We start from the raw sequence: 15,217 nt of genomic DNA, 5'->3' as shown, positions 1-15,217 counted from the left end.
CCGGGTCTGGACTGAGGAGTGAGCGGGAAGCGAGGAACGAGCGACCCCGAACGACGAGGGAAGACTCGGCCTCAAGGCGCCCCGAGCCCGCGCGCGCGGAGCGAACGCCATCAAACACCGTCCCAGCGGGCTTTACGCATGTCCACCCTGGTTCCCCTGAGGGGTGTGCTCTCCTCACGCCAGTGGGCGAGGCACTCGCTCTGGAGACCGTCGGCCGCCGAGCCGTCGGCCCTGATCACGCGCCACCACGGTACGGCGCCGCCCCAAAGGGCCATGACCCTGCCGACCTGGCGGGGGCCGCCCTCGCCGAGGAACTCCGCCACGTCCCCGTAGGACATGACCTTGCCCGGCGGGATGCGCTCGACCACGTCCAGCACGCGCTCGGCGTACGGCGTGGGTTCTCCGCGGGTGGTCGTCAGTTGCTCCACTCGATGGGCCCGGCGGCGATGATCTGCTCGAGCTTGCCGAACTCGTAGGTCGCCGAGCCGCTGATCTGCTCGACGATGCCGTCCTTGACGATGTAGGCCTCGCCGTCCTCGCCGACCAGCCGTGCGCCGAGCATGTCGGCGAGGCGGGCCAGCTGTGCCACCTGCCAGTCCGACGCCGGCTGACAGGCCAGCTTGCCCGACCAGGTCGCCACTCGATGCGCTGAGTTCGCGTGCAATGCGACGAGCTCGCCGGTCTCCTGCGACCCGCGCAGCTCGAATTCGGCGTCGGCCGAGATCACGCTCGCGAGTTCGGCGTAGGCGAGCGGTGCTTCACGCTCTACGCGCAACTCGTACCCCATGAGGCGCGACCTTAGCGAAACTTGACCTCACGCTGTCACCGAAACCCGAAACGCCGCCAAATGGCGGCCAACATGTGATCACCGGCGGCTGAGGGCGACGACGGCGACACCGAATCCGCCCAGGCCGAGAAGGGCGGCGACTCCGTAGATCCAGAGCCTAACCGGATCAGGGCCGGGGCGCATGGGTCCTTCGGACAACGGGCCCTTTCCGAAATGGGCGTCGTCCTGAACGGGAACGGCGGGACCGTAACCCACCAACTCGGCCGCCTTGGCCACCGCCGCGGCCGCGTCGACTTCGCCGAACCCGACCTTCTCGTCGTATCCGGCGGCCGGGTGCGGGCGCGACGTCGAGGTGAGCGCCCTCGACACGAGCTCCGGCGCCAGCCCTGGATATTTCGCCTTTATCAGGGCGGCGGTCCCCGCGACCAGGGCGCTCGACGCGCCGGTTCCCGACACCGTGCCGTGCCTACCTCCGGCCAGGACCACGGGGACGTCCGCGCCGGGCGCCGCAACCAGGATCGACAGGTTGTCGCTGCTGAAACCGGCTCTGCGGCCCTCACTGTCAACGCTCGCCACGCCGATGACGCCCGGATAACCCGCCGGGAAACGCCAGTAGGAGGTGTCGTTCTGCTTGGCGTAGACCGACTGGCCGCCGTCCCCCGCCGCCGCGACCAGGACGGCCCCCTGCGAAAGGGCGTAGGAGACGGCCTCGCGGTCGGCCCGGTCGACCCCATAGCCGGCGATCGTGATGCAGATGACCGAGGCACCGTGGCTCGCGGCATACCTGATGCCCCGGGCCAGGGAGCTGTCCTGCGCCCCGCCGCCGACGCCGGTCTCCGGGTCCGTCGCGTCGGCGCCGTCCGGCTCCGCCGCCGCGACCGGCACGGAAAGAATCCGTGCCTCGGGCGCGACTCCGGAGCCGCCGTTTCCCGCTATCAGGGAGGCCGCCGCGGTCGTGTCGTTCCCCGGCATGGCGATGTCGTCGCCGAACAGGGCACCCGTCAGGTCCGGCCCGTGCGTGACCCTGCCCTTGAGCTCGGGCACGTCGCCGTCGGGCCGTTCCGCTCCCAGCAGGGCGACGGTGACCCCGGCTCCCTTGGTGGTCTTCCACGCCTCCCTGGCGTTGATCGCGTCGAGGGCCCAGCCCTCTCCTCCGGACCCCGGCGCGTAGGCGGGTGCCGCTGAGGCGGGCAGGGCGGGTGCGGCGACGGCCACCGCGAAGGTTGCCGCGAGCAGGACCCCGCCGAACGCGGCGGGCCTCAGCACACGTTCCCCTGGGTGCAGCGTGGCACGTCGGGCGGTTCTCCCAGAGAACGCGCGATCCTCCCGGCGATCGATTCGGCGGTGGGCCACATCTCGCTGTTCAGCTGTTCCTCCAGGGGCACGGACTCACGGGTCCTGCCGTCGGTGTACCCCACGGTGGAGAAGACGATGTACGGCCCGGCGGCCACCCAGCCGGTCCGCTGCCGCTGGGCCGCCCCGAAATTGTCGGTCACCGTGCCGGGGAAGGCGACTGGCCGCACGCCCACACGGTCGTCCACCGGCAGCTTGCTCGCCGCGTCGATCCGCGCGTCCTCGTCCCTGAGCACGGCGACGCCCACGGTGATCGCGAAGGTCGAGGTCTGGTCGACGTAGGTGGCCCGCAGCATCGTCCGGCAGCCCTGCTCGCCCAGGACCGAGGCGACGGGTGAGTCCACGGCGGTCGTGCAGGTGGTCTCCGGGGCCACCCCCACCCGCCGGGCGTACTGCTGGGCCCGGCCCAGACCGTTGTACGGAAGTTCCTCGGGGAAGACCATGCCCACGGGCCATGCCTGCCATCGTCTGGCGATGTCGTCGGCGACGTACTTGGCGCGTTCGGCGTCGGTGAGGGGCCGGGATCGCGTCTCCAGGAACAGCCCGAGCGAGCCGAGCAGCACGTCGAGGGTCGCCACCGCCAGCACGACCCCCATCAGCGTCATGAAGACCGCACGGAATCTGAGGCCGCGGGCGACTTCCTCCCGCTCCTTCAGCGCCTGGACCGCGGCGGCCCTGCGCCGCGACGCGGGCCACGGGCGCGCGCGGAGGCGGCCGGCGGACGAGCCGAGCGGCAGTCCGCGCCGGCCATCGGGCCGTGTCCGGGGCTGCTCGGGCGGCATGATTCGATGTTACGTCGAGAGGCCTGAAGGCTGAGGGGGCGACATGGCGAGATCGTCGTCTTTCTCCCCGCGTGCCCGCCGTACGAGCATGATGAGCACGGTCAGGCTGATGATCGCGCCCAGGGAGGCGACGCCGGCGATCAGGGCGTAGACGACGAGGCTTCGCTGGTCGCGCTGAGCCACGGCCGCGAGATGCTTCGGGGCGGCGTGGCCGTCGAGGGAGTGTTCCGGATCCTGGACCCCCGGGCCTTTCGCGGTGATCCCGTGGCGGGCGAGTCCGTCGGCCGCCTTCAGCGCCCGGTAGGCGTTGACCACCCCGAACCCGGTGCCGGTGTTGTACGGGCCTTTGCGTACCGGTGACGACGCGAGCGCCTGCGCCACAAGGGCGGGAGACATCGACGGGTGCCGGGCCTTGATCAGCGCGGCGACCCCCGAGACCAGCGCGGTGGCCTGCGACGTGCCCTTGCCCATCCAGTACTCATCGTGGGGGCCCGCGCCGAGGACGTCGACGCCGGGAGCCGAGACCAGGACGGAGGAGTTCCTGTTCGAGAACGAGGCGTGCAGCAGCGCGGGGGTGACCGCCGCCACCGAGATCACACCGGGGATGGCCGCCGGGTAGGAATACGGGCCGACGCGCTTGCCCGTCCCGTCGTTTCCGGCGGCGGCGACCAGGACCACGCCCTTGGAGATCGCGTAGGCGATGGCCTCCCGCTCAGGCTCGGTCGGCCTCTCCTTCGAGATCGACAGGTTGATCACGTCGGCGCCCTGGTCGACGGCGTATCTGATGCCCTTGGCGACCACTCCTGCGAACCGCGGATCGGAGTTGAACCGCTTGAAGCCCGGCTCCTCGTCCTCGAGGATCACCCGGACCGAGAGGATCTTCGCCTGGGGCGCGACCCCTATGACGCCGTCGCCTCCGCCCGGGCCGTGCCCGTGGCCGGCGATCAGCGACGCCATGTAGGTGCCGTGCAGACGCACAGGCTTCGCGTTCTTGGGGTTGGCGCCGACGGTGAAGTCCTTGCCGGTGATCACCGATCCGGCCAGGTCGTGATGCCCGGGGTCGACGCCGGAGTCGAGAACGGCGACCGTCACCCCCCTCCCCTTCGTCGCCTTCCACGCGGCCGACACGCCCAGCGTGCTCAGCACCGGCTGCTGGCTGTCCCGGATCTGGTCGGCGAGAGCCGTGCCGGGGAGGAGCACGCCCACGGCCGTGAAGGCCGCGAGGGCGCCGGCGGCGAGGCGTCTCAGCACGGCGACGCCTCGGCCTCGCACGCGGCGGGTGAGGGAGCCGAGAGGATCCTGACGACGGCCTGGGCCAGGTCGCCGGTGAAGCCGAACATGCCCGGCCGCTGCTTGCCGAGCGCCGCCGCCGGCCGCCCGTCCACCTGGCCGGCGGTGGTGAGCACCACGTACGGCCCGGCCTGGCGCTGGGTGGCGGACTGGCGGCTGGCGGCGTCGAAGCGGTCGGTGACGGTGCCGGTGAAGGAGAGGGCGCGCAGCCCCGGGGACGGTTTTCCGCCGCGTGCCAGGGCCGACTTGGCCGCCGAGGCGGAGGCGGAGTCGGGGAAGGCGGCCACCCCGATCGTGACGACGGTGCCCTGCAGCGCGTCGAGGTACGTGGCCCGGAGGATCGCCTTGCAGCCCACGGCCTTGAGCGCGGGCTGAAGGGCGGCGTCCACGGCCGCGTCGCAGTCGGTCCTGGAGGAGATGCCGACCCGGTGGGCCTTCTCACTGCTGCCCTGCTCGTCGACGTAGGGAAGGGTCGCGGGGAAGATCTTGCCGGCGGGCCACGCGGCCCAGCGCCCGGCGAGCTCGGCGGCCTCGGCCCGCTGCAGTTCGGCCGGGCTGGGCCCGCGGGTGAGCTCCGCCACTGCGGCTCCGGCTGCGACGACCGCCACGACCGCGCAGATCAGGGTGAGCGTGGAGGCCGTGACCAGGGCCGGCCATACCCGCCGTTCACTCACCGGATCTCCGCTCGCTCGGCGCGGTGTTACCCAGCGACCTTAACGCCACCCTGGGCGGCTATCTCACCAAATGCCCTGGAAAGTACTTGACGTTATGGAAAGTGGAAAATACTTTCCAAGATGGAAAGAGACTCGGTGAGGAGCCCCATGAACCCTGACGAAGCCGCACGAAGCCTGGCGACCATCCGCGAGACGCAGACCAGGGCGGTGACGGCGCAGCCGTGGTTTCCGACGTGGTACGTGATCGGGGTGTCCCTGTTCGTGACCGGGATGCAGGCCGTCACCGAACCCGGCACTCCCGTCCCCCTCAGCGCGGGCCTCGGGATCGTGCTGTGCGCCGGACTCGGCGCCCTGGTCGCCGTGCTGGTCAAAACCCGCCGGATGACCGCCCATCGCAGCCTCCAGTCGGGCGGTGGGTTCGCCGTCTTCGGCGGATGGCTGGTGCTCTGCTTCTGCCTCTGTCTCGCTCTGGCGTTGCGGCTGGACGCCGCGGGGATCTCCTACGCTCGGACATATGCCGCACTCGCGATGACGGCCTTCATCGCGGCGACCGGGCCCCTTGTGGCACGGAGGATCTCCCGGCTGATCGCCCGAAAGATCGAGAAAGGCGCGTGATGGGGCCCGCGCATTCAAGCCCTGAGAACGGTTCGGGCGGCGTGAATTCCGTCACCGTGCGCCCGGGGGCGGCCGATTCCGGCTTCGCAGCCGGCGACCCCGTGACGCTCGACCCTGTGACACTCGACCCCGTGATCCACGCTCCGACCCGCCTGCAGATCGTGTCGGCGCTGGCGGCGGCGGAAGAGGCCGAGTTCGGCTTCGTCAGGGACACGCTCGGCATCAGCGACTCGGTGCTGTCCAAGCACGCGAGCGCCCTGGAGACGGCCGGATACGTGCGGATCCGCAAGGGATACGTGGGCAAGCGGCCCAAGACGTGGCTCAGCCTCACCGGGCAAGGCCGTACGGCATTCGCCGAATATGTGCGGAACCTGCAGCGGATCGTCGCACCGAGCGGGCTGACGATCCTGCCCCGCTGAAGATCCCGGCATGCGTACGGCCGCCGCCTCGGTCGGCGAGGGCGGCGGCCGTACGGACGGTCGATCAGTAGGTGGGCAGGCTCGGATCCACGGTCTTGATCCAGCTCAGCACGCCTCCGCCGACGTGGACGGCGTCGGAGAAGCCGGCGTTCTTGAGGACCGCGAGGACCTCCGCCGACCGGCCGCCGGACTTGCAGTGCACGACGATCTTCTTGTCCTGCGGCAGCCCCTCCAGAGCGGAGCCGTTCAGGAACTCGCCCTTCGGGATCAGCACGGCGCCGGGGATGTTGACGATCTCGTACTCGTTCTGCTCCCTGACGTCGATCAGGTAGATGTTGTCGCCCCGCTCCTGCATGTCCCTGAGCTCGGCCGCCGTGATGGTCGACCCGGCCGCGGCCTGCTGGGCCTCGTCGGAGATGGTGCCGCAGAACGCCTCGTAGTCGATGAGCTCGGTGATCGAGGGGTTCTTGCCGCACAGCGGGCACTCGGGGTCCTTGCGGACCTTGACGTCGCGGTACTTCATCTCGAGCGCGTCATAGATCATCAGGCGGCCGACGAGGGGCTCGCCGATGCCGGTGATGAGCTTGATGGCCTCGTTGACCTGGATGGAGCCGATCGAGGCGCACAGGACGCCGAGAACGCCGCCCTCGGCGCAGCTGGGCACCATGCCGGGGGGCGGGGGCTCCGGGTAGAGGCAGCGGTAGCAGGGGCCGTGCTCGGCCCAGAACACGCTCGCCTGGCCGTCGAAGCGGTAGATGGAACCCCAGACATACGGCTTGCCGAGCAGCACCGCCGCGTCGTTGACCATGTAACGGGTCGCGAAGTTGTCGGTCCCGTCCACGATCAGGTCGTAGCCCGAGAAGATGTCCATCACGTTGTCGTTGGTGAGGGCAACGTTGTGGATCACCACGTTGACGTTCGGGTTGACCTCCCGGACGCTGGCCGCCGCCGACTCCGCCTTGAGGCGGCCCACGTCGGACTGGCCATGGATGATCTGGCGCTGCAGGTTCGACTCGTCCACGATGTCGAAATCGACGATGCCGAGGGTGCCGACCCCGGCCGCGGCGAGGTAAAGCAGGGCAGGAGAGCCGAGGCCACCCGCGCCCACACACAGCACCTTGGCGTTCTTGAGCCGCTTCTGCCCTGCCATGCCCACGTCAGGGATGATCAGGTGGCGTGAGTAGCGGCGCACCTCGTCGACCGACAGCTCAGCTGCCGGTTCTACCAGCGGTGGCAACGACACAGTTCCACTCCCGTTTTCGCGCCAATGGTCGCCATCGGCTCCATGGGCCCATCACAAGCCCTTCTCACAACTTAACCGGGGTGTCCCCGCATTCCCCAATCACGCTGTTCGCGCGGCGGGCCTCAATGCCTCGACGATGAGCCGACGCGCCTCCCTGGCGACGACGCCGGGAAATTCCATCTGGGCGACGTGGGCCGCGCCGCGAATTGTGACGACCCGCACATTGGGAAAGATGCGGCCGGCTCTGCGGGCCATCCGCGCGTCGACGAGCCTGTCGCGCAGGCCGTAGATGACGAGCGTGGGCGCGATGATCTGCGCGGCCTGCTGCCACAGGTTGGCGGGCCCGGTGCGGAAGTACTCGTTCACGATCGCCCGGGCGCAGCCCACCATCGCCGCCGCCGCGTACGGAACGCCGTCGCGGCGGCGCAACTCCTCAATGGCCTCGCGCAGGCGCTGCGGGTGGATGTTGTTCTGGTCGGCATAGCACCAGCTGAGCGTGGCCCGCATCCGCCTCTCCGGCGGGATGGCGCTGAGCCGCCGCACGGCCAGCTCGCCCAGGCGGGGTGCGGCCGACACCACCACGCGGGCGGGGCCGAACCGGGGCAGCAGGTCGGGCAGCGCCGGGGACACCAGCGTCAGCGACTTGACCAGATCGGGCCGGGTCGCTGCCACCCGGACGGAGACGGCCCCTCCCATGGAGTTGCCGAACAAGTGGACAGGGCCTCCCACCTGCTCGATCAGCCGCGCGACCACGCCCGCGTGGCCGTCCACCGAATAGTCGCCATCCGCAGGCTCCGGTGAATACCCGGCGCCCGGCAGGTCGACGGCGTAACCCCTGACCTCACCGGCGAGCTCGCCCATCAGGTCGGTCCAGTTGGTGGCCGATCCGGCCAGGCCGTGCACGAACACGGCGCTCTCCGGCGGCCCCTCTGGCGTGGACCTCACGTGGACTCGCGTCTTCCCCATCTCGACGAGTTCCCCCGGCCACGACGGAATCGGTACGACACCCACGCGTCCTCCCCCTGTTCGCCCTCTGTTTCGACGATAGCCGCCTGCCGTACGGCAGGGCCAGAGAGAGAACCCCACCTCACATATCCGCGAATTCCGCTCATAATTGGACATTTCAAATCGGACATAAATCACATTTAACAGCAAACTCAGCGCTATTGGCTCAACGTCGTCAATAAAGAGATAAGCGGATGGCAAAAGCCGCCGATCGCTGTTTGTCGCTCAGCCGCCAAGGAAAACAAGACAATGCAGGGATGACCTACTAAGGGTCGCCAGATGCACATTTTCCCAGTCAAATGGGAAAAGTCAGAGCAGAGGGCAAAAGTCCTTTCAAGGGGGAAACGAAATGCCCAACTTCAAGAGCCTCGTCGGGGTTCTCGCCATCAGCACCGCGCTGACCGGCGGGGCCGTCGCTCTCGGCACCGCTGTGAGCACCTCCGCGAACGCCGCCGTCGTCATGGGCGGCTGCGGCGGCGGCGGCTGCGGCGGCGGCTTCGGCCGGGGCCACCGGAACCACAACCGCAACTGGAACCGCAACCACCAGTGGCAGCACGAGCGTCAGCACCAGCACCAGCGTCAGCACCTGCTGCGCGACTTCACCCTGGTCGTGACGCCGTTCCAGAAGAGCGACAACCAGGCCACCCCGTGGCAGAGGCAGGACAACGAGTCGGAGTCGGACTCGGAGTCGAAGTCCCACCCGTACTACGGCACAACTGAGTGACCAACCGTGCGGCCGCCTAGTCTCCGTGCCGCGCAGGCGGTGACCACAGGGTGAGACGCCCGCCCGTGCCCGCCGGCATCGCGAATTCCGCTTGGAAATGGCGCTCCGGCGAGCGCGGGCACATCACCGGCATATGACCGGGAGCCATTCCGGCCACCATCGCACGGAACCCAGCCGGGGTCTTCTCCTTCATTCGCAGGAAACCCATCGGTCTTCCGGCGCCCGCACAGCCAACGTTCCTGCTTTCTGCCACGCGAAATCCCGACAACGACGTAACGGGACTTCGCGTGTGCGGCAAACATATTTATCAAGGGGAAAAGTAAAATGTTCAAGCTCAGCAACGTCATGGGCGTTCTCGCCGCCAGCGCTGCGCTGACCGGTGGCGCCCTCGTCATCGGCGCGAGCGCCGCGAGCGCGTCCGTCGTCATGGGCGGCGTGCCCGCTCCGGCCCCGGCTCCTCGCGCCGTGGTCTCGCGGCCCGTCTGCCACAAGCAGGTGTGCTTCCGTGAGGGGCGTAACCACAACCGCAACCACAACTGGAACCACAGCCGTCAGCGTCAGCACGAGCGTCAGTTCGAGTTCCAGCGCCAGCACCTGCTGCGCGACTTCACGCTCGTCGTGACGCCGTTCCAGAAGTCCGACAACGAGACGAGCCCGTGGCAGAGGCAGGACACCGACTCCGACTCCGACTCCCAGTCGAAGGACAAGTCCTACTACTCCGAGTGATCCGCGGGCCGCGAACGGACCGCACGTGCCCGTGCTCGCGGGTCGGGGTCCTGAAGCCTGATCACCGAGCACGGGCACGGCCAAAACGATTCTCGCGCCGGCCGCCACGACGCCTGCGCACCGAAACAAGCACTGTTACAGGGGGAACGAAAGTGTCCAAGCTCAACAACCTCGTGGGAATCCTCGCCATCAGCACCGCGCTGACCGGTGGGGCCGTCGCCCTCGGCACCGCGGTGACCAGCACGTCCGCGGGCGCCACCACCATCATGGGGGGCTGCGGCGGCGGCGGCTGCGGCGGCGGCGGCTGGGGCCGCGGCCACCGCAACCACAACCGTAACTGGAACAGGATTCACGAGCGGCAGCACGCGCGGGAGCACCAGTTCCAGCGCCAGCACCTGCTGCGTGACTTCACGCTGCTCATCACGCCTTTCCAGAAGTCCGACAACCAGTCGTTCCCGCAGCAGAAGCAGGACAACGAGTCCGAGTCCGAGTCCAAGGCAAAGGCCCAGCCGGTCGTCACCGTAACCAAGACGGTCACGAAGTCGGCGCACTACGACTACGACTACGACATCGCCGAGTAGCACAGACGCACAAAGAGGCACGTAAGACACAGAAACACCACAAGGAGGGGCCACGGCGGCCGCCACGGCCGGTCGTGACCGCATGGATCTGGAACCGCAAACCAGATGCCTTCATCCGCATCGCCTCCTGAGCCGCATCGGACCGCTCAGGAACGCGCCGTCTATTTCCGATACATAGCGAGGGCTCCGCGGCATCGGCCGCGGAGCCCTCCACCATTTCCCCGGCGTTACCCGGCGCCCCACCCCTTGCCGCCGTCCAGCTCGTGTCCCGCACCCCACGCGACCGTTCGAGCGGCTGCGCGTGCCCGCCCCGAGCCCCTTGCGGCCTATCCGCGCAACCGATCCGTCCTGGAAGCGAGGCGTCATCCAGCCAGCGTCATGAGCCCCGATGCGACGGAGCACCCGCGGACGACACGGCCCCCGGAATGCTGATCCAGAATCGGACATACAGGACAAAACTGTCATTATTTGTATGAGGCCGTCTATATAGACCTAATAACCACTTAAAAGCATCAGATCATCGTTTGTACGGCGAGATCACTGGAAATCAAGACAGCGCAGGAAGATAGCCACTTCGGGGGTTATCGGCGACATTATCTCTATCTCGGAAATTGTCGCAAATAAGGGCAATCGATCCTTTCAAGGGGGACACCCAATGCCCACGTTCAAGAACGTCATGGCCGGCCTCGCTGTCAGCACCGCCCTTGTCGGTGGCGCCATCACCCTCGGCGCTACGTCCGCGAGCGCCAGCGGTCCCTGGGACATGGACCGCAACAAGAACGAGTTCTTCAACGAGGACTTCACCAACCTCACCGTCGGCGCCGGTAAGGCCTTCGTCAACTTCAACGAGTTCGACAAGAAGTGCCACCGCTTCCACGACGAGCGCAACCACTGGGACCGCTGACCGAGCGTTCCAGGACGAGCCTCGGCGACGGATAAGCCGATGACCGGCAGGCCCGCTTCCGCCGGAATCTGAGGCTCGCCGTCTGTTGGAGTGGTTCTCAAGCGAATATCCAGGCTCGATCCATGCATACAGGCGAGAGCTCCGGCGGGACGATCCGCCGGGGCTCTCGCCCTTTCACGTCCACATGCTCGTCCATACACAGAACAGCCTCCAGCCTGCTCACGCCGTACAGAGGACGCCCCGGACAATGCGGGCCATGCCGCACGGAGAGCCCGGACCGAAGACGGCGCATCAGCAGAAGCGGGGGCCGTGGAAGCGGTAACGGTCACAGGCGGCCCGGGAGGAGCCGGCCGAGAAGAGACCTGGCCGGCGAGATGGCCCTTGTGAGATGGCTGCGGAAAACGGCCTGCACATGGCGGAGGAGCTGGGCCGACCGGAGGCGTCTGCACACGTGACCCGCCGCCCGCTGAATCGGACATTTCATGACAAAGGCGTCATTAATGGTCTATGCTGGTCCATAAAGAGACAATAAGCAATCAAAAGCGCCAATCCGCCGTTTGTAGCCCAACCTTCCCGGCAATTAACCCATCGCACGAAAGATGGCCCATTAGGGGTTATCAGCGACATTTCTCTTCATTCGAGGAAGCGTCGCCGATAAGGGCAATCGATCCTTTCAAGGGGGACACGCAATGCCCAAGTACAAGAACATCATCGCAGGGCTCGCGATCAGCACGGCGCTGACCGGTGGGGCCGTCGCGCTCGGCGCTGCCACCACCACCACGACCGCGAGCGCGAGCACTGCCACGATCGCCAGCTGGGGCGGCGGCGGCTGCGGCGGCGGCGGCTTCTGGCGGGGCGGCAACCGCTGCGGCGGCGGCTGCCACCGCGGCTTCTTCCGCTGCGGCCACAACCGCATGCGCATTCACAACAGCAACCACCGCACGTTCAACCACGTCCGCCTGGACCGCAACGCGCGCGGCAACGACGTCGTCATCGGCTAACCGCGCGGCCCGTCGCGATGAGCTCCGCGCCCCGGGCTGAGAGGTGGAGAGACCTGCGAGGTCTCGTGACGCATCGACCTGTCTTGGGCCGCTTCCCAGCCTGAACGGAGCCCCGCTCCAAGGGGCGTAGAGGCGAGGGCTCCGGTGGATCACCCCACCGGAGCCCTCACAGATGCCGGGGCGACCCCGGCGACAACTCCACAGAGTGCCTGTTCACGCCGAACGGCGGCGCTTGGCGGGGGCCTTTTCCGCCTCTTTGTCAGCCGCCTTCTCAGAGGACTTCTGAGCTGACTTCTCCGCCGCCTTGCCGGAGGCCTTCTCCGCGGTCTTCTTCTTGGGCGCGGCGGCCCCCTCCCGCTCCTTCTTGGCGGCCTCGACGCTGGCGCGAAGCGCGGCCATCAGGTCGACCGCGGGGCCGGGCTCGGCCGGAGCCTCGGCGGCCACGACCTCCTTGCCGGCCACCTTGGCCTCGATGACCTGCTGGAGCGCCTCACGGTAGGCGTCCCGGTACTCCTCCGGATCGAAGTCGGCGACCATCGTCTCGATCAGCGACTCCGCCATCTTGAGCTCCTGAGGCCGCACGTCGACCTCCTCCTCCAGGAACGCGAAGTCCGCCTCACGCACCTCATCGGGCCAGAGCATCGTCTCGAGGACGAACACCCCGTCGCGGACCCGGAGCGTCGCCAGCGCCTCGCGCTGGCGCAGCGCCACCTTCACGATCGCCACCTGCCCCGACCGCTCCAGCGCGTCGCGCAGCAGCACGTACGGCTTGGCCCCCTGGGAGTCGGGCTCGAGGTAATAGGACTTGGCGAAATAGATGGGGTCGATCTGCTCGGCGGGGCTGAACTGCAGCACGTCGATCCGGCGAGAGGTGGTCAGCGGCAGGTCCGCGAAGTCCTCGTCGGTCAGCACGACCATCTCGCCGGAGGCCAGCTCGTACCCCTTCGCGATGTCGGCGTACGGCACCTCCTCACCGTCGATCGTGCAGATCCGCCGGTACTTGATGCGCCCGCCGTCCGCCCGGTGCACCTGGTGGAAGGCGACGTCCTTCTGCTCGGTCGCCGAATACAGCTTCACGGGGATGGTGACCAGTCCGAACGAGATGGCGCCTTTCCAGATGCTGCGCATGACCACATTCTCGTCTCTGTGTTCGAATACCGCCATAGTGGGATTCAAGGGAGTTACCTCATGGGCAGGTACCCACTATGGCAATGCCATACCCGGTCGAACCGATGCTCGCGGTCGCCGGCAACCTCCCCCTGGACTGTTCCGCGTACGCCCTGGAGGTGAAGTGGGACGGCGTCCGGGCAGTCGTCTACGTCGGCCAGGGCGCCGACCGGAGCGTGCGCGCCACCGGCCGCAGGGGCGCCGACTGCACCTCCCGCTACCCGGAGATCGCGCGAGCGGTCGCTCCCCTCGCCGGGCGCACCGCCGTCCTCGACGGCGAGGTGGTCGCGTTCGACGCGCGCGGGCGGCCCAGCTTCGAGCTCCTCCAGCGGCGTATGCACGTCGCCGACCCGGCCGCCGCCGGGCTCCTCGGCCTCGTCCCCGTGACGTACATGCCTTTCGACCTGCTCTATCTGGACGGGCACCCGTTGTTCGACCTGCCGTACCGGGACCGCAGGGAACTGCTCGACTCGCTCGGCCTCGACGTGCCGCCCTACCTGCCCTGCGACCCCGACGTTCTGGAGGCCACACGCATGCAGGGCCTGGAAGGCGTGGTGGCCAAGCGGCTCGACTCTCCGTACCGGCCGGGGCGCCGCACCGACTGGTGGGTGAAGGTCAAGAACCTCGCCACGGCCGACGTCGTCATCGGCGGATGGCGGCCGGGAAAGGGCCGCCGCGCCGGCGGCGTCGGCTCCCTCCTCCTCGGCATGTACGGCACGGCCGGGCACGCCGCGCCGACCGAATTCGTTTTCGTCGGCCATGTGGGCACCGGGTTCACCGATGTCATGCTGGACGACATGTACCGGCTGCTGGCCCCTCTCGAGGTCGGGCGGAGCGCCTTCTCGCGCGAGCTCCCCCGAGAGATCGGCAAGGACGCCCGCTGGGTGCGGCCGGAGATCGTCGGGGAGGTCGCCTTCACGATGTGGACGCACGAGGGACGCCTGCGCAACTCGGTCTGGCGCGGGGTCCGGCCCGACAAGATCCCCTCGGACGTACGCCGAGAGGAGCAGCGGGCGTGACCGGCAAGGTGCGCGTCAAGGTCGAGGACCACGAGCTGACCCTCAGCAACCTGACCAAGGTGCTCTATCCCGCCTCCGGGTTCACCAAGGCGGAGGTCATCGACTACTACACGCGAACAGCCCCGGCCATGATCCCGCACCTGAGCGGGCGGCCCCTGACGGTGAAACGTTTCCCCAACGGTGTCGACGGCCAGTCCTTCTTCGAGAAGAACGCCCCCGCGCACACCCCGGAATGGGTCCGCAAGGCGACCCTCCCCGTGCCGGGCAGCACCAAGAACCGCGACACGATCGACTTCGCGATCATCGACGACCTGCCCTCCCTCGTCTATTACGCCAACCTCGCGGCCATCGAGTTCCACGTCCCGATGTGGCGGGTGGACCAGGCGGGGCGGCCGCAGCCACCCGACACCCTGGTCTTCGACCTGGACCCCGGCTCCCCGGCCGACATCGTGGACTGCTGCCGGGTCGCCCTGCTGCTGCGGGACGAGCTCGACCACGACGGCCTGCACTGCTACCCGAAGACGAGCGGCAACAAGGGTATGCAGCTCTACGTGCCGTGGGACCGCGGGCCCGGCACCGCCGACTACGCCAAGGCGCTCGCGCGGCGCCTCGAGGAGGCGCATCCCGAGGTGACGAGCGTGATGGCCCGCAAGGTGAGGCCCGGCCGCGTGTTCATCGACTGGAGCCAGAACAACCCCGCCAAGACGACCGTCGCGCCCTACTCGCTGCGCGCCAACCCCATGCCCACCACCTCGACCCCGCTGCTCTGGGAGGAGGTCGAGACGTGCGACGACGCCGCCCGTCTGGTGTTCACCGCGCCGGACGCCCTGGCACGGGTGGAGCGGCACGGCGACCTGTTCGGGCCTCTCCGGCCCGCGCCGTAGTGTGGGATCTGTCGCAGCCGGCGTATGAAGGTGCGAAGCGGAG

The 15,217-nt window shown here is 68.4% G+C and carries 18 protein-coding genes; 9 read left to right on the top strand and 9 right to left on the bottom strand.

The window, feature by feature from the left end:
• Positions 1-110: 110 nt before the first annotated feature.
• The 6 genes from Pth03_RS26730 to Pth03_RS26705 all read right to left on the bottom strand — a co-directional run bounded on the left by Pth03_RS26730 (position 111) and on the right by Pth03_RS26705 (position 4,886).
• Positions 111-419, bottom strand: coding sequence for an MGMT family protein (locus Pth03_RS26730; RefSeq protein ID WP_203947189.1), 309 nt, complete (start codon positions 417-419; stop codon positions 111-113).
• Complete coding sequence (locus Pth03_RS26725; protein WP_203947146.1) at positions 416-787, bottom strand: hypothetical protein; 372 nt, start codon at positions 785-787, stop codon at positions 416-418. The genes Pth03_RS26730 and Pth03_RS26725 overlap by 4 nt, the downstream gene beginning before the upstream one ends.
• A gap of 78 nt (positions 788-865) precedes the next feature.
• The gene (locus Pth03_RS26720) at positions 866-2,053 is read right to left on the bottom strand and encodes a S8 family serine peptidase (RefSeq protein ID WP_203947145.1); all 1,188 of its coding nucleotides are present in this window, start codon (positions 2,051-2,053) and stop codon (positions 866-868) included.
• Positions 2,047-2,922 carry a hypothetical protein gene (locus Pth03_RS26715; protein WP_203947144.1) on the bottom strand — a complete coding sequence of 292 codons (876 nt, stop codon included), beginning with the start codon at positions 2,920-2,922 and terminating at the stop codon, positions 2,047-2,049. Before Pth03_RS26715 ends, Pth03_RS26720 begins: the two co-directional genes overlap by 7 nt.
• 9 nt (positions 2,923-2,931) lie before the next feature.
• Positions 2,932-4,173: a S8 family serine peptidase gene (locus Pth03_RS26710; protein ID WP_203947143.1), complete on the bottom strand. Its 1,242-nt coding sequence runs from the start codon at positions 4,171-4,173 to the stop codon at positions 2,932-2,934.
• Positions 4,167-4,886 (bottom strand): hypothetical protein, encoded by a 720-nt coding sequence (locus Pth03_RS26705; RefSeq protein WP_239119385.1) that lies wholly within the window; start codon positions 4,884-4,886, stop codon positions 4,167-4,169. The genes Pth03_RS26710 and Pth03_RS26705 overlap by 7 nt, the downstream gene beginning before the upstream one ends.
• A gap of 147 nt (positions 4,887-5,033) precedes the next feature.
• Here Pth03_RS26705 and Pth03_RS26700 point away from each other — a divergent pair, with 147 nt between their 5' ends.
• On the top strand, positions 5,034-5,501 hold the full coding sequence (locus Pth03_RS26700) for a hypothetical protein (protein WP_203947142.1): 468 nt from the start codon (positions 5,034-5,036) through the stop codon (positions 5,499-5,501).
• 41 nt (positions 5,502-5,542) lie between these two features.
• On the top strand, positions 5,543-5,920 hold the full coding sequence (locus Pth03_RS26695) for a winged helix-turn-helix domain-containing protein (protein WP_308442384.1): 378 nt from the start codon (positions 5,543-5,545) through the stop codon (positions 5,918-5,920).
• 64 nt (positions 5,921-5,984) lie between these two features.
• Here Pth03_RS26695 and moeZ read toward each other — a convergent pair whose 3' ends face one another.
• Together moeZ and Pth03_RS26685 are read right to left on the bottom strand one after the other, a co-directional pair.
• Positions 5,985-7,163 (bottom strand): adenylyltransferase/sulfurtransferase MoeZ, encoded by a 1,179-nt coding sequence (gene moeZ / locus Pth03_RS26690; RefSeq protein ID WP_203947140.1) that lies wholly within the window; start codon positions 7,161-7,163, stop codon positions 5,985-5,987.
• Positions 7,164-7,262: 99 nt separating this feature from the next.
• Entirely contained in the window at positions 7,263-8,174 is a 912-nt protein-coding gene (locus Pth03_RS26685; RefSeq protein ID WP_203947139.1) for an alpha/beta fold hydrolase, read from the bottom strand.
• 343 nt (positions 8,175-8,517) lie between these two features.
• Between Pth03_RS26685 and Pth03_RS26680 the strand changes: the two genes are divergently transcribed.
• The 5 genes from Pth03_RS26680 to Pth03_RS26660 all read left to right on the top strand — a co-directional run bounded on the left by Pth03_RS26680 (position 8,518) and on the right by Pth03_RS26660 (position 12,104).
• The gene (locus Pth03_RS26680) at positions 8,518-8,892 is read left to right on the top strand and encodes a hypothetical protein (protein WP_203947138.1); all 375 of its coding nucleotides are present in this window, start codon (positions 8,518-8,520) and stop codon (positions 8,890-8,892) included.
• A 324-nt stretch (positions 8,893-9,216) separates the two neighbouring features.
• A complete protein-coding gene (locus Pth03_RS26675; protein WP_203947137.1) occupies positions 9,217-9,618 on the top strand; it encodes a hypothetical protein in 402 nt (133 codons plus the stop codon).
• 152 nt (positions 9,619-9,770) lie between these two features.
• Complete coding sequence (locus Pth03_RS26670; RefSeq protein ID WP_203947136.1) at positions 9,771-10,199, top strand: hypothetical protein; 429 nt, start codon at positions 9,771-9,773, stop codon at positions 10,197-10,199.
• 655 nt (positions 10,200-10,854) lie between these two features.
• Positions 10,855-11,103, top strand: coding sequence for a hypothetical protein (locus tag Pth03_RS26665; protein ID WP_203947135.1), 249 nt, complete (start codon positions 10,855-10,857; stop codon positions 11,101-11,103).
• Between the two features lie 689 nt (positions 11,104-11,792).
• Complete coding sequence (locus Pth03_RS26660) at positions 11,793-12,104, top strand: hypothetical protein (protein WP_203947134.1); 312 nt, start codon at positions 11,793-11,795, stop codon at positions 12,102-12,104.
• A gap of 213 nt (positions 12,105-12,317) precedes the next feature.
• Here the strand turns inward: Pth03_RS26660 and ku are convergent, their stop codons facing one another.
• Positions 12,318-13,232, bottom strand: coding sequence for a non-homologous end joining protein Ku (gene ku, locus Pth03_RS26655; RefSeq protein ID WP_203947133.1), 915 nt, complete (start codon positions 13,230-13,232; stop codon positions 12,318-12,320).
• A 77-nt stretch (positions 13,233-13,309) separates the two neighbouring features.
• Between ku and ligD (Pth03_RS26650) the strand changes: the two genes are divergently transcribed.
• Both ligD (Pth03_RS26650) and ligD (Pth03_RS26645) read left to right on the top strand, forming a co-directional pair.
• Positions 13,310-14,290 carry a non-homologous end-joining DNA ligase gene (gene ligD / locus Pth03_RS26650; protein ID WP_203947132.1) on the top strand — a complete coding sequence of 327 codons (981 nt, stop codon included), beginning with the start codon at positions 13,310-13,312 and terminating at the stop codon, positions 14,288-14,290.
• Positions 14,287-15,174, top strand: coding sequence for a non-homologous end-joining DNA ligase (ligD, locus tag Pth03_RS26645; RefSeq protein WP_203947131.1), 888 nt, complete (start codon positions 14,287-14,289; stop codon positions 15,172-15,174). Before ligD (Pth03_RS26650) ends, ligD (Pth03_RS26645) begins: the two co-directional genes overlap by 4 nt.
• Positions 15,175-15,217: the final 43 nt, after the last annotated feature.

The organism is Planotetraspora thailandica, assembly GCF_016863335.1.
Classification (GTDB): Bacteria; Actinomycetota; Actinomycetes; order Streptosporangiales; family Streptosporangiaceae; genus Planotetraspora; species Planotetraspora thailandica.
The sequence above is the reverse complement of the archived record's forward strand: the minus strand, read 5'-3'. Positions and strand labels throughout refer to the sequence as shown.

What these genes read in the sequence shown, in the direction of transcription:
- Pth03_RS26725 (WP_203947146.1), bottom strand. Translation starts at nt 787, where the DNA reads ATGGGGTACGAGTTGCGCGTAGAGCGTGAAGCACCGCTCGCCTACGCC.
- Pth03_RS26715 (WP_203947144.1), bottom strand. Translation starts at nt 2,922, where the DNA reads ATGCCGCCCGAGCAGCCCCGGACACGGCCCGATGGCCGGCGCGGACTG.
- Pth03_RS26700 (WP_203947142.1), top strand. Translation starts at nt 5,034, where the DNA reads ATGAACCCTGACGAAGCCGCACGAAGCCTGGCGACCATCCGCGAGACG.
- Pth03_RS26680 (WP_203947138.1), top strand. Translation starts at nt 8,518, where the DNA reads ATGCCCAACTTCAAGAGCCTCGTCGGGGTTCTCGCCATCAGCACCGCG.
- Pth03_RS26675 (WP_203947137.1), top strand. Translation starts at nt 9,217, where the DNA reads ATGTTCAAGCTCAGCAACGTCATGGGCGTTCTCGCCGCCAGCGCTGCG.
- Pth03_RS26665 (WP_203947135.1), top strand. Translation starts at nt 10,855, where the DNA reads ATGCCCACGTTCAAGAACGTCATGGCCGGCCTCGCTGTCAGCACCGCC.
- Pth03_RS26660 (WP_203947134.1), top strand. Translation starts at nt 11,793, where the DNA reads ATGCCCAAGTACAAGAACATCATCGCAGGGCTCGCGATCAGCACGGCG.
- ku (WP_203947133.1), bottom strand. Translation starts at nt 13,232, where the DNA reads ATGCGCAGCATCTGGAAAGGCGCCATCTCGTTCGGACTGGTCACCATC.
- ligD (WP_203947132.1), top strand. Translation starts at nt 13,310, where the DNA reads ATGGCAATGCCATACCCGGTCGAACCGATGCTCGCGGTCGCCGGCAAC.